The 18,959-nt window shown below is 71.5% G+C and carries 18 protein-coding genes; 10 read left to right on the top strand and 8 right to left on the bottom strand.

Annotated features, from left to right (window positions below; translation table 11 throughout):
- The first annotated feature begins 22 nt into the window (after nt 1-22).
- The 3 genes from ACN6LB_RS12735 to ACN6LB_RS12725 are packed head-to-tail and all read left to right on the top strand — an operon-like array spanning nt 23 to nt 2,778.
- Entirely contained in the window at nt 23-784 is a 762-nt protein-coding gene (locus tag ACN6LB_RS12735) for a vWA domain-containing protein (RefSeq protein WP_356148188.1), read from the top strand.
- A gap of 3 nt (nt 785-787) precedes the next feature.
- Nucleotides 788-1,606, top strand: coding sequence for a PP2C family serine/threonine-protein phosphatase (locus ACN6LB_RS12730; RefSeq protein WP_356148183.1), 819 nt, complete (start codon nt 788-790; stop codon nt 1,604-1,606).
- A complete protein-coding gene (locus ACN6LB_RS12725) occupies nt 1,603-2,778 on the top strand; it encodes a hypothetical protein (RefSeq protein ID WP_445025905.1) in 1,176 nt (391 codons plus the stop codon). Before ACN6LB_RS12730 ends, ACN6LB_RS12725 begins: the two co-directional genes overlap by 4 nt.
- Before the next feature lie 6 nt (nt 2,779-2,784).
- Here the strand turns inward: ACN6LB_RS12725 and ACN6LB_RS12720 are convergent, their stop codons facing one another.
- From ACN6LB_RS12720 to ACN6LB_RS12695, 6 genes are all read right to left on the bottom strand, one after another.
- Nucleotides 2,785-3,375 carry a hypothetical protein gene (locus ACN6LB_RS12720; protein ID WP_445025933.1) on the bottom strand — a complete coding sequence of 197 codons (591 nt, stop codon included), beginning with the start codon at nt 3,373-3,375 and terminating at the stop codon, nt 2,785-2,787.
- A 7-nt stretch (nt 3,376-3,382) separates the two neighbouring features.
- Complete coding sequence (locus tag ACN6LB_RS12715) at nt 3,383-4,918, bottom strand: substrate-binding and vWA domain-containing protein (RefSeq protein WP_445025904.1); 1,536 nt, start codon at nt 4,916-4,918, stop codon at nt 3,383-3,385.
- Complete coding sequence (locus ACN6LB_RS12710; protein WP_445025903.1) at nt 4,915-6,087, bottom strand: toxic anion resistance protein; 1,173 nt, start codon at nt 6,085-6,087, stop codon at nt 4,915-4,917. Before ACN6LB_RS12710 ends, ACN6LB_RS12715 begins: the two co-directional genes overlap by 4 nt.
- A gap of 14 nt (nt 6,088-6,101) precedes the next feature.
- A complete protein-coding gene (locus ACN6LB_RS12705; RefSeq protein ID WP_445025902.1) occupies nt 6,102-7,178 on the bottom strand; it encodes a hypothetical protein in 1,077 nt (358 codons plus the stop codon).
- A gap of 194 nt (nt 7,179-7,372) precedes the next feature.
- The gene (locus ACN6LB_RS12700) at nt 7,373-7,783 is read right to left on the bottom strand and encodes an SCO4983 family protein (RefSeq protein ID WP_445025901.1); all 411 of its coding nucleotides are present in this window, start codon (nt 7,781-7,783) and stop codon (nt 7,373-7,375) included.
- 98 nt (nt 7,784-7,881) lie between these two features.
- A complete protein-coding gene (locus ACN6LB_RS12695; protein WP_356149628.1) occupies nt 7,882-9,093 on the bottom strand; it encodes a pyridoxal phosphate-dependent aminotransferase in 1,212 nt (403 codons plus the stop codon).
- A gap of 126 nt (nt 9,094-9,219) precedes the next feature.
- On the opposite strand from ACN6LB_RS12695, the gene ACN6LB_RS12690 reads away from it, so the two are divergent.
- Complete coding sequence (locus ACN6LB_RS12690) at nt 9,220-9,993, top strand: hypothetical protein (RefSeq protein WP_445025900.1); 774 nt, start codon at nt 9,220-9,222, stop codon at nt 9,991-9,993.
- A 260-nt stretch (nt 9,994-10,253) separates the two neighbouring features.
- On the top strand, nt 10,254-11,129 hold the full coding sequence (locus ACN6LB_RS12685) for a S1 family peptidase (protein ID WP_445025899.1): 876 nt from the start codon (nt 10,254-10,256) through the stop codon (nt 11,127-11,129).
- A 181-nt stretch (nt 11,130-11,310) separates the two neighbouring features.
- Here ACN6LB_RS12685 and ACN6LB_RS12680 read toward each other — a convergent pair whose 3' ends face one another.
- Both ACN6LB_RS12680 and ACN6LB_RS12675 read right to left on the bottom strand, forming a co-directional pair.
- Nucleotides 11,311-12,921, bottom strand: a complete 1,611-nt coding sequence (locus ACN6LB_RS12680; protein ID WP_445025898.1) for an N-acyl-D-amino-acid deacylase family protein — start codon at nt 12,919-12,921, stop codon at nt 11,311-11,313.
- 8 nt (nt 12,922-12,929) lie between these two features.
- A complete protein-coding gene (locus ACN6LB_RS12675; protein WP_445025897.1) occupies nt 12,930-14,222 on the bottom strand; it encodes an amino acid deaminase in 1,293 nt (430 codons plus the stop codon).
- A 132-nt stretch (nt 14,223-14,354) separates the two neighbouring features.
- Between ACN6LB_RS12675 and ACN6LB_RS12670 the strand changes: the two genes are divergently transcribed.
- The 5 genes from ACN6LB_RS12670 to ACN6LB_RS12650 all read left to right on the top strand — a co-directional run bounded on the left by ACN6LB_RS12670 (nt 14,355) and on the right by ACN6LB_RS12650 (nt 18,894).
- A complete protein-coding gene (locus tag ACN6LB_RS12670) occupies nt 14,355-15,407 on the top strand; it encodes a sugar kinase (RefSeq protein ID WP_356142721.1) in 1,053 nt (350 codons plus the stop codon).
- On the top strand, nt 15,404-16,171 hold the full coding sequence (locus tag ACN6LB_RS12665; protein ID WP_445025896.1) for an IclR family transcriptional regulator: 768 nt from the start codon (nt 15,404-15,406) through the stop codon (nt 16,169-16,171). The genes ACN6LB_RS12670 and ACN6LB_RS12665 overlap by 4 nt, the downstream gene beginning before the upstream one ends.
- Nucleotides 16,168-16,578 (top strand): RidA family protein, encoded by a 411-nt coding sequence (locus ACN6LB_RS12660; protein ID WP_445025895.1) that lies wholly within the window; start codon nt 16,168-16,170, stop codon nt 16,576-16,578. The genes ACN6LB_RS12665 and ACN6LB_RS12660 overlap by 4 nt, the downstream gene beginning before the upstream one ends.
- A gap of 119 nt (nt 16,579-16,697) precedes the next feature.
- Nucleotides 16,698-18,179 (top strand): GntP family permease, encoded by a 1,482-nt coding sequence (locus tag ACN6LB_RS12655; protein WP_445025894.1) that lies wholly within the window; start codon nt 16,698-16,700, stop codon nt 18,177-18,179.
- Nucleotides 18,180-18,243: 64 nt separating this feature from the next.
- Nucleotides 18,244-18,894 carry a hypothetical protein gene (locus ACN6LB_RS12650; protein WP_445025893.1) on the top strand — a complete coding sequence of 217 codons (651 nt, stop codon included), beginning with the start codon at nt 18,244-18,246 and terminating at the stop codon, nt 18,892-18,894.
- Nucleotides 18,895-18,959 lie beyond the last annotated feature (65 nt).

The following is an 18,959-nucleotide window of genomic DNA, read 5'->3' as shown; positions in this document are numbered from 1 at the left end:
CACCGGTCCACCAGGAGAAGCCATGCACAGCGAATACCCGCCCACGATGCCGGCGGAGTACGCCGACATCGAGTTCGAGAACAACGCGCAGCGCCTGCCGCTCGTGCTGTGCCTCGACACCTCCAGCTCCATGGCGGGACCACCCATACAGACGCTCAACAGCGCGCTCATGGAATGGACCCGTGAGCTGCACGACGACGTCAGCCTCAGCTACAGCGTCGAGGTCGCCGTCGTCACCTTCGGCGGACAGGGCGTCGGCTGCTGGCGCGGTCCCCAACTCCTGCCTCCGCGCACCCCGGTGAGCCCCTTCCTGCCGGCGCACATGTTCCAGCCGCCGCAGCTCGGCGCCGCCGGGGTGACCCTGATGACGGAGGCGCTGGAGCTGTCGATGCACATCATCGCGGCCCGCAAGGCCGAGTTGCGCGCCTCCGGACTCCAGTACTACCGGCCGCAGATCTGCCTGGTCACCGACGGACTGCCGACCGACGGCACCGGTCATCTCACCGACTCCTGGCATCGGTTGATCCCGGTGCTCGCCGAGGAGCAGCGCGCCCGCCGCTTCCGGTTGTACGCGATCGGTGTCGGCGGGATCACCGACATGGGGGAGCAGGTGCTCCAGGCGTTCGCGCCGAAGTTCAACGCCCGCCTGCAGGGCTTCCCGTTCCGTGAGCTGCTCCAGATGATGTCCGCCAGCGCGAACGCCGAGCAGAAGGGTGCGGGTGACGAGGTGTTCGAGAAGATCTTCAGCCAGTTCAAGACCCAGCGTCCGGCCTGGGAAACCTGACCGATGGCCGCGACGGACACGCACCGCTCGCCGTGGCGGATCCACGGCATGAGCGTCGAGGGCTACCGGCACCGGCGCCAGGGTCTGCCCTGCCAGGACGCCTGCGCGTACACGGCGACACCGTCCGTGGCGGTCCTCGCCGTCGCGGACGGCGCGGGCAGCAGGCCACGCTCCGAGGAGGGCTCGCGGCTCGCGGTCGACCTGGCCATGGAGCACTTCGGGCGACGGGCCTCCGCTGCCGCCGAATGCCAACCGGGGGCGGCCGTCCACGAGTTGCTGGAGGACGCGTTCCACGACGTCAGCAAGGTGTTCCTCGACCACACCGGCGCCGACGCCGCGGACTTCGCCACCACGCTGACCGTCGTGGTGCTCGCCCCGGGCTGGCTCGGCCATCTCACCGTCGGCGACGGCTTCGTCGTCGTACGGGCGGGAACGGAGGACGGGGAGCGGCAGTTCCATCTGCTGCCGCAGACGGCCGCCGCCAGCGAGTACAGCAACGAGACGGTGTTTCTGACCTCGCCGGACGCGGCCCGCTGGCTGCACACCGACTGCGTCTCCGACGAGGGCATCGACGGCGTCCTGCTGTCCACGGACGGACTCGCACAGGCCGCGCTGGCCCGGCCCGGCACCGGCCCGCAGACCCCCAACACCTCCTTCGTCGACGCCGTGTTCCGCTCCCTCGACAGCCCAGGACCCGTCTCCGACAACGCGCACGAGGGCCTTGCCACCCTGCTCCGCTCGGACCGGCTGACCGCGCTCAACGCCGACGACAAGACCCTGCTCAGGGCCGTGCGCAAAGCGCCGCCGAAGGCGCGGCCATGAGCGGACTCACCGTGTACCTCGACGGGAAACCCGTCACCCTCGCCGAGCTGCCCCTCAAGGGCGGTGGCCAGGCGGCCGTCTACCCGGTCGTCGGCAACGACGGCATCGTCGTCAAGCTCTACCGCGAACCGCCGGGCCCCGAACAGGAACGCCGGCTGACCCGGATGCTCACCATGTCCCCGCTCGCCGCGCGCCCCACCGACAGCTCCCAGCCGCCCGAGCTGGCCTGGCCCACCGCGATCGCCCGCGGCGCGCACGGCGAGTTCCTCGGATACGCCATGCGCCGCTTCGGCGAACCCCAGCACGTCCAGCTCATCGGCCTGTTCACCCGCGCCCAGCGCCTCAAGCTCTTCCCCGACCGGGCCGACTGGCGCTTCCTGCTCGGGGTCGCCTGGAACCTCGCGTTCATGACCGCCCGCATGCACTACGACAACCTCGTCATCGGCGACTTCTCCAGCAGCAACGTGGTGGTCGACGCGAACGGCTTCGTCACCTTCCTCGACTGCGACTCCATCGCCTTCACCGACCCGGTGACCGGCGAGCCCTTCCCGTGCCTGATGCACACCACCGACTACTCGTCCCCCGAACGGCAGGCCGGCGGCCCCGCAACCCGCGCCACCGACGACTTCGCCCTCGCGATCCTCGTCTACCAGCTGCTGACGGCCGGCAACCACCCCTTCGGGGGCGTCCCGCACGAGAGCGCGTCCGAGTCGACCGTCAAGGACAACATCGCCGCGAGCTGCTCCTACGTCGTCCGCCCCGAGCTGGTCGTCATCCCGCGCGGCACCATCGACCCCACCGTGCTCCCCTCCGACCTGCTCACCCTGGCCCGTGCCGCCTTCGGCGCCGGTGTCCTCTCCCCGGCGGCCAGGCCCCCGGCGGAGGCCTGGCTGCGCGCCCTCGACAAGGAGCGCTCCCAGGTCCGGGTCTGCCCGAACCGGCCGCTGCACACCTACGGCTCCCATCTGCAGCACTGCCCCTGGTGCACCCGGGCCGCGCTCACCGGCCACGACGTGTTCAACGGGCCGCCGCCCCGGTCGGTGCCGGCGCCGGACGTCCCTCGACCCGGACCGTCCGAGAAGCGGTTCGGGGCCCTGAAGACCGTGCTTCTGGTGGCGGTCGTCGTGCTGGTCGTGGTGGTCGCGGCAGTGGTGGGGGCGAGGATCAACTGACCGGCGTCAGCCGGAGCGTCCCCGGTCCTCCAGATACCGCGTGTGCGACTCCTGCCGCCGGGCCTCCGTCTCCCGCAGCGCGACGGCGAGCCGGTCGGCCTCCTCGTGCAGCAGCGTCAACTGCCGTTCCAGATGGCGTTCCGGCGGTTCGGTGCCGGGCGTCAGCCGGGTCCACCAGCGGGTGCGTACGAAGGTGTCGACGGCCTCCGGGATGTCCTGCCGCACGGCACGGGACAGCGCGTGGATGCCCTCCGGGTCCTGCGCGAGCACCGCGGCGACCCAGCCGGGGTCCAGCAGTGCGGTGAGGAGTTCGGTCAGCTCGGTGAGACGGCCGGCGGCGGCGGGCGGCAGGTCGACACCGGCGAGGTACTCCCGCAGGGTGGCGAAGTCGCCCCGCAGCTCGTCGAGTTGGGCGGACGGGTCGGGGAAGTCCGGCAGCGGCGGCCGCTCCGGCGGGGCGAGGAGGGCGCCCGCGCCGTAGAGCCCGGCGACGACGACGGGCCAGTACACGCCCGCGAGCCCGGTGAAGGTCAGTGCGAGGCCCGCGAGCCCGCAGGCGCTGCCGGTGAGGTTCTTGCGGGACTCCAGATACCTCAGGGGGCTTCTACTGGTAGGCACGGATCTCCTCGAAGGCGCCGTCGAGCGAGCCCTTCCGGGCGTCGAAGAGACGGCCGCCGGTCAGCTCGGCGATGTGCTGGAGCTCGGCGCGGTCGGAGTCGCCGAACAGGATCGGGAAGACGGGGATCTCCCGCTGCCCGCCCGGCAGCCGCTCGTAGAAGGCGTCGAACTCCGAGGGGCTCGCGCCCTTGGTGTTCTCCCCGTCGGTCATCAGCACGATCGACGTGAACGTGTCGTCGTCGGCGCCCAGATGCTCGTACGCCTTCTCCAACGACGTGTAGACGGCGGTGTCGCCCGAGGCGTCGAGGGCCTCGGTGTCCTTGCGGATCGCGGCCAGTCCCGACTTCGGGTCCTGAGGTCGCACCACATGGGTGCGGACGCTCTTGACCCCCGACCCGAACGGCATCAGCGTCACCTCCTCGCGGTCGCGGAAGTCGCCGGTCAGGTCGGTGAGCGACTTCTTCAGCCGGTCGAGGCGGTCGCCGCGCATCGAGCCCGAGGTGTCGAGGACGTAGACGGTCCGCGACGGGCGGCGCAGCTTGTTCTCGTACGAGTCGAGAAGCCGGTCGGCGACCGACCGGCTGCCGGGGAAGGGGAGTTCGCGACGCCGGCTCGTGTCGAGTCCGGGCGCCGGGGCGACGGAGGCGACGACCGGGCGGCGCAGCGTGGTCTCGGTGATCCGCCGCTGGACGTCCGGGGTGCGCAGCGCCTCGGTGAGGCGGCGGACCGTGTCGCGGGTGTCCTGGCTGGTGGCGGTGAGGGAGGAGAGCGGGTAGTCGGCGGTGACGACGCCGTCGCGGGGCCGGATGACGGTCAGCCCCTTCATGCCCCGCAGGACCGACTCGTAGTTGAGCAGGGCGTCGACGGTCCCGCGGCGCTCGTACGCCGTCGCCAGCCAGCCCGAGGACCCCGACGTCAGCTTCTGCCCCTTGAAGAACGCCTTCAACTGCGGGGTCGCCTTGTCCACGTCCGTGTCCGTCAGTGCGGACTGGGCGCCGGACAGGCCCGAGGCCACCGAAATCAGGGTGGAGAAACCGGAGTTGGAGCGGGCCGGGTCGGTCATGCCGTACGTCAGCTTCCCGTCCGCCACCGCCTTCTCGACCTGTGACCAGGTGACGAGGTCCGGCTTCCAGCCCAACTCCCGCACGATGTCCGGCTTGACGCCGATTGCGACCGGGCTGGACATGACGGGCGTCTCGGAGAGCACCTTCTTCGCGGCGTCCGGGCGCAGCCGCAGATAGTCGTTGGAGGACAGCCACAGCGCGTCGTACGCGCCGTCCGCCCTGCCCCCGGCGAGCAGGTCCACGGCGGTGAGGGTGCCCATGTACGTGGGCTTCACCCTGATGCCGGTGTCCTTGCGGATGCGTTCGAGGATCGGCGCCATGTCGCTGAGTTCGCTGGAGGCGAGGATGCGCAGGGTGCCGGGCTCGGGGGCCCCGGACGAGCCCGGGCCGGTGTGTCCCTCAGCGGTGCAGGCCGTCAGCAGGGCGAGGGCCGCGAGGGCGGTGACACGCAGTCTCACGGAGTGCCCCCTTCGAGGGCGCTCTGGGCGCGGCTGCGCTCCAAGTAGCCGGTCGCGTGCTGGAGTTCGGCCGTCAGGGACTCCACCGTGGCCGCCATGGTCTCGGTGGCCTGCGCCTTGTACGTGTCGATCGCGTCGAGCGTGCGGTAGATCGACTGGAAGGCGGTGCGCAGGGTCTCCGCGCCCACGGCCGGGTCGGCGGCGATCCGCTGGATCTCCCCGGACTGCGTGGCGAGCATCTCCGCGTTGCCCCGGATCAGCTCCTCCGTCGTCCCGCGCAGGGCGTTGACCTGGTCGACGACCTTGCGCTGGTTGTCGAGCGCGGAGGCCAGCATCACGGAGATGCGCAGTGCGGAGACCGTCGTGGTGGCCGCCCGGTCGACGCCCTTGATCAGCTCGTCGTTGTTGCGGCGTACGACGTCCATGGCCAGGTAGCCCTGGGCGCACACGGCGAGCTGGGTCAGCAGGTCCTGGTGCTTCTGGCGGACGGGAAAGAGCACGTCGGCGCGGAGGCTGTCCGCCTGCGCCGGGTCCTGGGTCTCGACCTGGGTGATGTGCTGCTCGACCGCCGTGTCCAGGGCCTGGGTGAGGACGACGTACTCCTGGAGCTTGCCCATCGTCTCCCAGAGGCGGACGCGCTCGGTCCCGAGCGCCGCGTTGTCGCGCCGCAACTCGTCCTGGCCGCCCCGCAGCGAGCCCACGATCTTGTTCAACGTGCCTTGTGCGGAGGCGTACTTGGCGACGTGGTCGCGCAGCTTGTTGCCGCCCGGGAGCCGGGAGAGGAACTTGCGGCCCTTGTTCGCGGACAGGTCCCGCGGGTCCAGGTCCTCGACCACGCGCCGGAGTTCGACGAGCGAGCCCGCGACGTGCGACTGGGCGTCCTCGCCCTTGCCCGGCAGGCTGCGGATCGTGCGCTCCAGCATGCGGTTGGACTGCGCGGCGGCTCCCCGCATCTCGCCCGCGCCCAGGCCCGCGATCTCGCCGACCTTGCCGGCGAACTCGGGGGAGCGGGCGTCCAGAGCGGCGAGCCCGCCCACGTACTCCTCGGCCCGCCGCGCCATCTCGTCGTGCACGGCCGGGTCGACGGGCACCAGGCCCCCGGCCTTCTCGCGCGGCACGGGCGTCACGGCCTCGGGCGGTGTGAGAGTGAAGGTGTCCTCGGTTGTCATGTGGTGCTGTCCCCCTACTGATTCCCGGCCCGGCGCGCCATCTCGTGCAGCACCTTGGAGGCGGGCACGGGCGCTTGCCGGACGCCGGTCAGCGTCTGGTTGAGATACGTGGTGTGGCCGGCGGTGGCCGCCGTGAACTCCGCGGTCGCGCCCTGCGGCCGGAACCCGTGCCGTACGGCGAGCTTGCGCAACACCGGGTCGGTGCTGAGGAGTTCACCGAGGGCCCGGCCCTGCGGCGTCAGCGGTACGACCGTGTGGTCGCTGTTCGCCGTGGTGTCGGGGTAGAGGACCGTGAGGTCGTCGACGCGCCGGCCCTGGGTGAGCAGGGAGGCGACCTGCGACTCGTACACGAGGACGAGCGGGTTGCCCGCGCCGCTGACGAAGTCCCTGAACGCCGCGTCCGTGCTGGTCTGCTGTGCCCCCTGGACGCTGATCAGTTTCCGCATCAGGGGCGCCGTACGGTCGATCGCGGCGCTGTCCGCGGCCACGCGCCCGCCGTCGGCGACGTACGAGGCCGCGGCGAGGTAGAGCGCGCCGGAGTTGGAGCTGCGGGGGTCGGTGCTGGCGATGTAGAGCGTGCCGCTCAACTCACCGTGCCTGTCCGCCCCCTTGAGCTGCTGCCATGTCCGGTCGTGCTCGGCCGCCTTCAGGTACTCGGCCATCTTCAGCGTGCCGGTGCCCTTGCCCGCGCTCGCCAGTCCGTTGGTCTCCAGCACCTCGGCGGCGCTGCGGTGGGCCACGACGACGAGCGGCGAGTAGAAGGGCCGCGGCAACGGCTGCCGTACGTGGTACTTGGCGGCGAGCTCGTCGGCGGGCGCCTTGCTGGACGGAAACGCGAAGTCGTACCCCTTGAGGTTCAACCCCTCCATGGCCCACGACCCGGAGGTCTCCGTCTTCACGGTGTAGCCCTTGGCAGCGAGGGCCTTCACCACGTCGGGATCGGCGAAGAACTCCGCCTTCTCCGATCCGATCACTCCTTGCACGGTCTTCGTTGCCGTGCTCTTGTCCTGACCATCGCGGCCTGCGACGACGGCTGCTACCACTCCGCCGATCAACAGCACCGCCAGGACGATCCCTGCGATACGTCTCACACCGGGAGAGTGCGCCTCGGAACGGAACGTTCCCCAGGGCGGGGGTGAACGCTGGGTGACACCCTGATCCCGGTATGCAACGGGAACCGGGAGTTCCCGTTGAGCGGGCGACAGGGCCTGGGGGACTGTGGCGCCCGGTCCGCGCGTCGCTGCGGGTGCACGCGGACCGGGGCCGTTCGGGGGAGCCCTCGGGCTCAGTGCGCCGCGAGTTCGCGGGGGTCGCCGGCCGCCGCGTGGGCGTCCATGCGCTCGGCGGCGAGGATCGCGGCCGCCGTGTCCGCGCGGGACGCGGCGACGAGCAGGGCGCGGCCGGCGAGGGCGTGGGCGCGCTCGTGGAGGGCGGCGGCGCGCGGTTCGGCGACCGCCGACGACCGCACCGGCGGCAGCCCGGCGCGCAGCCGGGCCACCTGCGACGCGAGCCGCTCGGCGGCGGCGTCAAGGTCGTCGGAGGGGGCGAGTGCGCGCAGTTCGTCCGTCACCGCCAGCAGTGCGGCGAGGTGACCGGCGAGCTGGATGTCCAGCTCCTCCTCGCGCGACCGGTGGGGGAAGTCCGAGGGGGTGCCGGCCATCGTGTGGACCGACTTGGTGCGGATCGGCTCGTACATGGGATGGCCTCCTGTGCTGACAGGAAACCATCCTAGCTTAGATTCTGTCTAAAGTTGAGAGAAGTCGGAAAGCGCCGGGCTTCCGGGGTGTCCGAGGGCTACGCCTGTCCGTAGCCGTCCAGGAAGTTCCCGATCCTGGTCACCGCGTCGGTCAGGTCCCCGACCGTCGGCAGCGTGACCACGCGGAAGTGGTCCGGCTCGGGCCAGTTGAAGCCCGTCCCCTGGACGACCATGATCTTCTCGCGGCGCAGCAGGTCGAGGACGAGCTGCCGGTCGTCCTTGATCTTGAAGACGTTCGGGTCCAGCCGCGGGAACAGGTACAGCGCGCCCTTCGGTCGTACACAACTCACGCCCGGGATCTGCGTCAGCAGGTCGTAGGCGACGTCCATCTGCTCCTTGAGCCGCCCGCCGGGCAGGACCAGGTCGTTGATGGTCTGACGTCCGCTCAGCGCGGCGACCACCCCGTGCTGGCCCGGCATGTTCGCGCACAGCCGCATGTTCGCGAGGATCGTCAGGCCCTCGATGTAGGACTCGGCGTGCGCCCGCGGGCCCGAGATCGACATCCAGCCGACCCGGTAGCCCGCCACCCGGTACGCCTTGGACATCCCGTTGAAGGTGAGTGTCAGCAGGTCGGGGGCGATCGCCGCGGTCGGCGTGTGCGTCGCGCCGTCGTACAGGATCTTGTCGTAGATCTCGTCCGAGCAGACCAGGAGGTTGTGGCGGCGGGCGATGTCGGTCAGCCCGCGCAGCATCGCCTCGTCGTACACCGCACCCGTCGGGTTGTTCGGGTTGATGATGACGATCGCCTTGGTGCGGTCGGTGACCTTGCGCTCGATGTCCGCGAGGTCGGGCATCCAGTCGGACTGCTCGTCGCAGCGGTAGTGCACCGCCGTACCGCCGGACAGGGAGACGGCCGCCGTCCACAGCGGGTAGTCCGGCGCCGGGATCAGCACCTCGTCCCCGTCGTCGAGGAGGCCCTGCATGGCCATCACGATCAGCTCGGAGGCGCCGTTGCCGACGAAGACGTGCTCGACGTCCGTCTCGATGCCGAGGGTCTGGTTGTGCATCACGACGGCCCGGCGCGCCGCGAGCAGGCCCTTCGCGTCGCCGTAGCCGTGCGCCGACGAGACGTTGCGGAGGATGTCCTCCAGGATCTCGGGCGGGCACTCGAACCCGAACGCGGCCGGGTTGCCGGTGTTGAGCTTGAGGATGCGGTGCCCCGCTGCCTCCAGCCGCATCGCCTCCTCGAGAACCGGCCCCCGGATCTCGTAGCAGACATTGGCGAGCTTCGTGGACTGGATCACCTGCATGTCCGTGAGCTTACGGCCGCGTAACGCTCGGCGGGGCGTGTTTTTCACCACGTGAGACGTGGCGTTTTGGGCCGTTATCTTCCCTCGCTACGCCGCAAGCCCTTCCTCTCCCTACAATGCGCCGCCATGTCGCAGCAGACCGGTGAGCCGCAGGGTGCGCCGAACGTGTACCACCCCTACCCCGACAGCCGGACGGCGCCGGCCTATGAGGCGTACGCGGATCCGGCCGCCGCGCACGGCTGGCAGGGCGCGTACGACGACGGGGCGTACGCCGGTGGCGCGCAGGACGCGGACACGGCGCCGATGCCGGTGTACGACGACGGGTCCGGGGCGGAGTCCGGCCAGGTCGAGGGCGATGGCGCCGGCCGAGCCGAAGGTCGAGCCCAGGGCCGCGGTGGCGGTCATCGGCGTGCCCCCGCCCGCGCTCGTGGGGGACGGCCGGACCGCCGCCGCGGCCGTGACCGGACCGTGCGCCGTGCGGTGATCGGTGCCTGCGCGGTCTGCGCCGCTCTGGTCGTCGCCGGGGCCGCCGGACTCTTCGACTCCAGGCCCTCCGGCAGTCCGGCGCCCTCGTCGCGGAGCGCGGAGGGCGAGGAGGGCGCGGACGGCAAGGCCGGTGGTACGCCGGGTGCGGGGGAGTCCTCGTCGGCGGCGCGGCAGTCCGATCCGGGCGGCGGCGCGACCGCCTCCCCCTCCGATGCCGCCGTCGCCTCGCAGGGGCCGAGCGGCGGTGCGAGCGGTTCGGCGACGCCCGGCGAGTCCCGGGAGCCCGCCGGCCCCTCGGGTGCGGCGACGGCGTCGGCCGCCGCCACGGCATCGGCGACCACCGCGGCTCCGGCCGCGAGCGAGTCGTCCAAGGGGCGCGGCCGCGGCCGGCCTGCGACCAAGGGCCCGAGGTGAGCGGCCCCGCGTGACCCGGCCGCCCGCGGGCGGTGCCCGGCGCCGGGACGGGTCCGGCCCCGGTCCGCAAGAAGTGCGGCGCCGCACCGTCGGCCCGTACGGATATTTCCGGCCTTGCCGCCCCGGGCCGGAAAAGCTTGTCCGCGGCGGCTGGAAACAACTCCTTGTTCCCTGCCGCCCCTCCCTTCACAATGCGCATGTCAAAACTGGATGTGGCCGGAAGACCTCCGGCTGCTCAAGTCGCAAGAGGGGACCCCCACATGAGAAAGCCTCTCGTCGCCACGCTCTTCGCCCTGGTGATCACCGGGGCGGGCATGGCTCCCGCGGTCGCGGCGCCCGTGTCCGCGCCCGCCGCGGTCAAGGCCGACGTCAGACCGGCCGCGGCGACCGCGCCCACGCTCAAGGCCGTCAACTTCGCCGGCACCGTCTCGCTCAGCAACTGCTCCGGCTCCGTCGTCCGCTTCCCGGGCTCCGCGGACACCGACCCCGCGCTGGTGATGACGAACGGCCACTGCCTGGAGACCGGCTTCCCCGAGCCCGGCGAGGTCATCGTCGGCCAGGCGTCCAGCCGCAGCTTCGGTCTGCTCAACGCCTCGGCCACGAGGGTCGGCACGCTGCGCGCGAGCAAGGTCGCGTACTCGACGATGACCGACACCGACGTCACGATCTACCAGCTCACCACCACGTACGCGCAGATCAAGAGCTCGTACAACATCAGCGCGCTCACGCTCCAGGACACACATCCGGTCGCCGGGACCGCCATCACGGTCGTCTCCGGGTACTGGAAGCGGACGTACGCCTGCAACGTCGACGGCTTCGTCTACCGCCTCAAGGAGGGCGACTGGACCTGGAAGGACTCGCTCCGCTACACCTCCGCCTGCCAGACCATCGGCGGCACCTCGGGCTCGCCGGTCATCGACAACGCCACCGGCAAGGTCGTCGCCGTCAACAACACCGGCAACGAGGACGGCCAGCGCTGCACCGAGAACAACCCCTGTGAGGTCGACGCCAACGGCAATGTGACCGTCCGCGAGGGCATCAACTACGCCGAGGAGACCTACCAGATCGCCGCGTGCTTCGGGGCCGGCAACAAGCTCGACCTGAGCCGCAGCGGGTGCACCCTGCCCAAGCCGTAGCCCTAAGCGACCCCGGGGAAGTTCAGGCACGCCCCCACGCCGCCCGGCACGCCCTCTCGCCGCACCGGCCAAAGGCCCAAGTAGCTCCGCTACGAGGGCCTTCGTCCGGCACGCCGAGAGCACGCACCGAACGACGCGGGAACGCACCCGTACTTCCCCGGAGCCGCTTGGGGGCGGGTGTTCACCGAGGTGACCGGCGGACCGCCCGCCCCGCCAGCACGTCCGTCCGACGCCCGTCCTCCATCACGAAGCGACCGTCGACCAGGACGTGTGGAATGCCGCTCGGCAGGGTGCGCGGTGCCTCGAACGTCGACCCGGCCGCGACCGTGTCCGGGTCGAAGAGGACGAGGTCGGCGCGGTATCCCTCGCGCACCAGCCCGCGGTCCGCGAGGCGCAGCCGGGCCGCCGGGCGCGAGGTGAGGTGGGCGACGCACTCCTCCAGCGACAGGATGCCCAACTCCCGTACGTAGTGGCCGAGATAGTGCGGGAAGGTGCCGTACGCGCGCGGGTGCGGCTTGTCGCCCTGGAGGATCCCGTCGGAGCCACCGGTGTGCACCCGGTGCCGCATGATCGCGCGGACGTTCTCCTCGTGCCCGACGTGCTGGAGGATCGTCGGGCCGAGCCCGTCCTCGACGAGCAGCCGGCGGGCGGTCGTCCACGGGGCCTCGCCGCGCAGGTCGGCCGACTCCCGGACGGTCCGGCCGACGTACGACGCGAGCGCGGGGTCGCTCACCCCGGAGATCTCGATCGTGGCCCAGTCGATCGGCACGCCGTGGCAGCCGTCCGCGCCGATCACCTCCATGTGGTGCCGGATCCGCTCGGCGCTCCCGTCGTCCCTCAGCCGTGTGAGGACCGCCGCCGGGCCGCCCTCGCTCGCCCAACTGGGCAGCATGGCCGCGAGGGTGGTGCAGCCGGGCGTGTACGGGTAGGTGTCGAGGCTGATGTCCGCGCCGTCGGCGAGCGCCTTGTCGAGGAGGGCGAGCAGATCGGGCGCCCTGCCCTCGTTCACACCGAAGTTCATGGTGGCGTGCGCGAGATGCAGCGGGCAGCCCGCCTCGCGGGTGAGGGCCACCATCTCCTCGTACGCCTCCAGGGCGCCCGCGCCGTAGGAGCGGTGGTGCGGGCAGTAGTAGCCGCCGTACTCGGCCACCACCCTGCACAGCTCGGTGAGTTCGGCGTCCTTGGCGTACATGCCGGGCGTGTACGTCAGCCCGGACGACATGCCGACGGCGCCCTGCTCCATGCCCTCGGCGACCAGCCGCCGCATCCGGTCCAGCTCCCCGGGCGTCGCCTCGCGGTCCTCCCAGCCGACGGCGAGCATGCGGACGGTGCCCTGGGGGATCAGATAGGCCGCGTTGACGGCGATCCCCTGATCCAGTCGGTCCAGGTACTCGCCCACCGAGCGCCAGTCGAAGTCGATGTCGTCGCCGTGGCCGTTCCAGCCGGTGATCGCCCGGCGGACCTCGGCCAGGGTGCGGTCGTCGACGGGGGCGTACGACAGCCCGTCCTGGCCCAGCACCTCCAGGGTGACCCCCTGCGCGGCCTTCGCGCTGTGGTCCGGGTCCCGGAGCAGGGCGAGGTCGCTGTGGGCGTGCATGTCGACGAAGCCGGGGGAGAGGACCAGGCCCTCGGCGTCCACCTCGCGGCGCGCCGTGGGGCGCAGACAGCCCGCCGCCGCGGCCTCCTTGACGATGGCGACGATCCTGCCGTCGTCGATCACCACGTCGGCGCGGTACGACGGCTCACCGCTGCCGTCCACGACGTCCGCGTCCCGGATGACGAGCTCCTCCACGGCCCCTCCTAGAAGTACGTGCGGATGTAGTCGACGACGGTGCCGTCCGCCTCGACCAGCGGGATCAGCTGCCACTTGTCGAAGGACGTGCACGGGTGGGACAGGCCCATGCCCAGCCAGTCGCCCACCTCCAGATCGGCCTGTGGCGTCGTGCGCAGCCAGGCGTGCTGGTCGGAGAGGGCGGTCACGGAGACCCCGGTGGCCGGGCGCTCGGCACCGTCCCGGCGTACCACCTGCGCGAGCGGCAGGTCCAGGTCGTACGCCGCGTCGCGCTTGCCCGCGTTGACGAAGGCCTGCTCGGGGGAGGGGCGGGAGACGACCTGCGCCCAGAGGCGGAAGGCGGGGTGCAGCGCGCCCTCCTCCGGGACGCGGGTGAACGGTGTCAGCTTGCGGTAGTGGCCGTCGTCGTGCGAGACGTAGGCGCCCGAGCGGAGCAACTTCAGGACGGGCAGGGAGAGTTCGGGGATCTCGGCGAAGACGTCGGCCACCGCGTCGAACCAGGCGCTGCCGCCCGCGCTGACGACGATCTCCTCGACGCCGCTCGCGGTGAAGCGACCCGCCTTGTCGAAGTCCGCGGCCAGGGCGGTCAGCCGGCGCAGCCAGGCGTGCACGCGCTCGGGGTCGGCCCGCGGCACCTCGCCCTCGTAGCCGGCGACGCCGACCAGCCGGAGCGTCGTCGCCCGGGCCACCGCGTCCGCGATCACCGCGCACTCCGCCTCCGTTCGGACGCCGGTGCGCGCGCCTTCGCCGGCGGCGAGTTCCACGACGACGTCGAGGGGGCGGGGCGTCCCGCGCAGCGCGGCGTCCATCAGCTCGACGCCGCGCACGGAGTCGACGTAACAGATGAAGCGGAAGTCCGCGTCCTCGGCCAGCTCCGCGGCGATCCAGCGCAGCGCCGCCGCGTCGACGAGTTCGTTCGCGAGGAAGATCCGGTCGATGCCGAACTCCCGTGCCACGCGCACCTGGTGGGGCACGGCGAGCGTGATGCCCCAGGCGCCGTGCTCGATCTGGCGGCGGAAGAGCTGCGGGGCCATCGAGGTCTTGCCGTGCGGCGCGAAGACGAGGCCGTGGCGGGCCGCGTACGTCTCCATGAGTTCCAGGTTGTGCCGCAGGCGTTCGGCGGAGAGGGCGAGGACGGGGGTGGTGAAGCCGTCCGTGAAGAGGTTCCGGCGCTGGGCGGCCAGCGCGCCGACGGTCAGGCCGTCCGCGTCCGGCGGGAGGCCCTTGAAGCGGTGGTCGACGCGCTCCGCCGCCAGGCGGGCGAGTGCTTCCTGGGACTCAGCGGGGCTGCCGGCTGCCATGAAGTCTCCCTGATGAGGTCAGTTGCATCATGTGCAACGCTCATTGCGTGTAGTGCTCACTGCTGTCTAACATCTCGGCCAACGCAGGGTCAACGGTGTCGTTGGCCCCGAGAACCGGGAGACCGAACCATCGTGACCACCAACGGACCCGCAGATGCCGCGCCCCACGACGCTTTCGACGTCGTGGCGCTCGGCGAGTCCATGGTCACGTTCCTCCCCTCCCGGCCCGGCCGCCTCGCCGACGTGCCGTCCTTCGGCCGCGGGATCGGCGGCGCCGAGTCCAACGTGGCCTGCGTGCTCGCCTCCGCCGGGCACACGGCGCGCTGGATCGGCCGGGTCGGCGACGACGGGTTCGGCGACCACCTGGTGGAGACGATCGCCTCGTACGGCGTCGACACCTCCGCCGTACGCCGCGATCCTGCCCGCCCGACCGGGATCTACTTCCGCACGGCGGGCGACCGCGCGAGCGACGCCCACGAGGTGGCGTACTACCGGGCCGGATCCGCCGCCTCCGCGATGGCCGCGGACAACGTGGACCTGGCCGCCGTCCGCGCGGGCCGCGTCCTGCACCTGTCCGGCATCACGGCAGCCCTGTCCGCCGACTGCCTGGCCCTGATGCGGGAGCTCACCACCCGCGGACCGGGCCGCCCGCTCGTCTCCTTCGACGTCAACCACCGCCCCGGACTCTGGCGGGACGGCGAGGCCCCACGCGTCCTGCTCGGCCTCGCGCGCGGCAGCGACCTCGTCTTCGTGGGCGAGGACGAGGCCGAGGCGGCGTGGGGCGTCACGGGCGGCCCGGCCGCGGTGCGCGCCCTGCTCCCCGAGCCGCGCGTGCTGGTCGTCAAGGAGGGCGCACGGGGCGCCACCCTCTTCGACGGCGACACCGCCACCTTCGTCCCCGCCCTGCACGTCGACGTCGTCGCCCCCGTCGGCGCCGGGGACGCCTTCGCCGCCGGGTTCCTGTCCGCGACCCTTCGTGGGCTGTCCGCCCGGGAGCGGCTCCGGCACGGGCACCTCATGGCCGCTGCCGCGCTCACGGTCGCCGGTGACCTCGGTACGCCGCCGGGCCGGGACCACGCCGACCGGCTGGCCGCTCTCGACGAGGGGGCGTGGGAGACACTTCGACTCGGCCCCGGCTGGACCGAAGCCGTATCGCGGGCCACGGAGGAGGTACGCATCCCATGAGCCAGACCGTCGACCGAGCGCTGAGCATCCTGCCGCTGCTCGCCGAGGGACCCGCCGATCTCGGGCAGGTCGCCGAACGCCTCGGCGTCCACAAGTCCACGGCGCTCCGGCTCCTGCGCACCCTGCACGAGCACGGACTCGTCTACCGCCAGTCCGACCAGCGCTACCGCCTCGGCGCCCGGCTCTTCGCCCTCGCCCAGGAAGCCGTCGAGAACCTGGACATCCGCGAGATCGGCCACCCCCATCTCGTACGCCTCAACGAGCAGTGCGGGCACACCGTGCACCTCGCGGTGTACGAGGAGGGCGAGGTCCTCTACATCGACAAGGTGGAGAGCCGCTACCCCGTGCGCATGTACTCACGGATCGGCAAGCCCGTCGCCATCACCGTCGCCGCCGTGGCGAAACTCCTCCTCGCCGACCTCCCCGAAGCCGAGCGCCGCGCCCTCGCCGAGAAGTTCGACTACCCCATGTACACGGCCCGTTCGATCCCCAACGCCGCCGCTTTCGTCCGGGAGTTGGCGACGGTGCGCGAACAGGGCTGGGCCACCGACCTCGGTGGCCACGAGGAGTCCATCAACTGCGTGGCCGCCCCGATCCGCGGTGCCGACGGCCGTGTCGTCGCCGCGATGTCCCTCTCCGCACCCAACGTCGTCGTCACCGCCGACGAACTCCTCACGCTGCTCCCACTGGTCCGCCGCACGGCGGACGCCATCAGCGGTGAGTACTCCGGCCGCACCCCGACCAAGGAAGCCCCACAGGAATGACAGACAAGATCGCCCTCACCCCGAAGACCCACACCACCCCGCCCGCCAAGTTCTCGCACGGCGTCAGGAAGGGGAACGTCCTCCAGGTCGCCGGCCAGGTCGGCTTCCTGCCCGCCGAGGAGGGCAGGCCGCCCACGCCCGCCGGGCCCACCCTGCGCGAGCAGACCCTCCAGACCCTCGCCAACGTCAAGGCCATCCTCGAGGAGGGCGGGGCGAGCTGGGACGACGCGATGATGATCCGCGTCTACCTCACGGACGTCGACCACTTCGCCGAGATGAACGGCATCTACAACACCTACTTCGAGGAGCAGGGCCTCACCGCGCCCCCCGCCGCCCGCACGACCGTGTACGTCGGTCTGCCCGCCGGACTCCTCGTCGAGATCGACGTCCTCGCCGTCCTCGGCTGACGGTCACTCAACTCCCGCACCCCGTACGACATCACGGCGCGGCGTCCCCCACCCCCGGGGCGCCGTGCCGCGATCCCCCCTGCCCGAAAGCGCCATGCATTTAAGAAGAGGACCCCCGAATGTCCTATCCGCTCGCAGCCACACCCCCAGCCGTCGAGACCCCACCGCACACCGGCGGACTGCTCCTCCTCGTCGACGGCACCGCCGGACTGCTCACGCTCGCCGCCCTCGGTATCGCGCTTCTCCTCTTCCTGATCATCAAGGTCAGACTCCAGCCGTTCGTGGCCCTGCTCGGCGTCTCCATAGCCGTCGGCCTGGGAGCCGGGCTCTCGGTCACCGAACTCTTCGGCACCGTCCAGCGCTCGACGGCTGTCTCCGTCATCGAGACCGGCATGGGCGGCATCCTCGGCCACGTCGCGATCATCATCGGCCTCGGCACCATGCTCGGCGCGATCCTCGAAGTCAGCGGCGGCGCCGAGGTGTTGGCGTCCCGGCTGCTCAACCTCTTCGGCGAGAAGCGCGCGCCGCTCGCCATGGGCCTCACCGGCCTGATCTTCGGCATCCCGGTCTTCTTCGACGTCGGCATCTTCGTCCTCGCGCCCATCGTCTACGCCGCCGCCAAACGCTCCGGCAAGTCGATCCTGCTCTACTGCCTGCCCCTGCTCGCGGGCCTGTCGATGACGCACGCGTTCCTGCCGCCGCACCCCGGCCCGGTCGCTGCCGCCGGACTGCTCCACGTCGACCTCGGCTGGGTCATCCTCATGGGCATCGTCTGCGGCCTGCCCGCCGTGGCCGCCGCCTGGGGCTACTCGGCCTGGATCGGCAAGCGGATCTTCGTCGCCGTACCGCAGGACATGGTGGAGGCCGCGGCCGAGTCACGGCTCGCGGTCATCGAGGAGCAGCGGGCCTCCGGGGTCGAGCCGCGCGAGAAGCCGGTCCCGCTCGGCACGGTCCTCGGCATCATCGGTACGCCGCTGGTGCTGATCCTCGCCGCCACCTTCTCCTCCATCGCGCTGGACCCCTCCACGGGCCGCTCGGTCATCGAGTTCTTCGGCAGCCCCTTCGTGGCGCTGACGATCGCGCTGCTCCTCGCGTACTACCTCCTCGGCATCCGGCGCGGCTGGTCCCGCAAGTCCCTGGAGAGGGTGTCGACCTCGTCCCTCAAGCCGGTCGGCAACATCCTGCTGGTCGTGGGCGCGGGCGGCATCTTCGGCGCCGTACTGAAGGCGAGCGGAGTGGCGCAGGCCCTCTCGGACACCTTCAACGACGTCGGCCTGCCGGTGGTCGTCCTCGCCTACCTGCTCTCCGTCGTCCTGCGGGTCGCCCAGGGCTCGGCGACGGTCGCCATCGTCACGACGGCCGGCATCGTCGCCCCGCTCCTCGCCGAGGGCCACCACTCGCAGGCCTTCACCGCCCTCGTCATCATGGCCATCTCGGCGGGCTCCATCTTCGCCTCGCACGTCAACGACGGAGGCTTCTGGATGGTCGCCAAGTACTTCGGCATCAGCGAGCGCGACACCCTGAAGACCTGGACGGTCCTGGAGAGCGTGCTGTCGGTGGTCGGCTTCGCGGTGGCGGCGCTGCTGAGCGTGTTCGTGTAACGGCCGCATAGCTAAATGGGGGCTGGCTGTGTCCGACACAGGATCTTCGACCATACTTCGCGCTGTGGAGCAGCGCATAGGTTCGAAGAGCCAGCCCCTGGACGCCGCCGCGGTCAACCCGGCGTACGTCCCCGGGCTCACGTCGCCCGTGTCCGCCGACCTGAAGAAGGCGAAGCCGGAGGATTCCGCCGAGCCGGAAGAGTCCGTCGAGCCCGACGAGGCGGCACCGGCTGAGGACGAGGTCTCCGAGGAGGCCCCCGCCGAGGTGGAGGAGGCTTCCGCCGAGGCGGAGGAGACCTCTCCCGAAGAGGAGGACGAGGAGGAGGCCGTCGAGGGTCCCGTCTTCGAGGCCTCCGACCGGCGCGCGAGGATGCTCGCCGACCACCGGGGCGTACGGCTCTTCCTGGACGACCAGGAGTGCGAGTTCCGCTGGGACGAGATCGGCGCCGTCGAGACGGAGACCCCGCGCTTCGGGAAGCGGTTCACGATCACCGTGTACACGCCCGAGAAGCGCTGGTACCCGATCGAGATCGAGGCGAGCGCCCGCAGCCGCTTCCAGGAGTGGGAGTCCGAGCTGGACGCGGTCCTGGACGCCTACTTCGAGGACGGTGACTCGCAGGACGCGGACGCGGACGCCGAGACGGAGGCCGACGCCGAGGCCGAGGTGGAGACCAAGGCCGAGGTGGAGACCAAGGCCGAGGACGACGAGGCGTAAAGGGCGCGGGGAACTGCGCGGCCGGCCACAACGGCCCCGCAGCTCCCCGACAACCGATCAACTCC

The sequence above is a fragment of the Streptomyces sp. SAS_270 genome (assembly GCF_052543295.1).
This window is presented reverse-complemented; position numbering and strand designations above follow the sequence as displayed.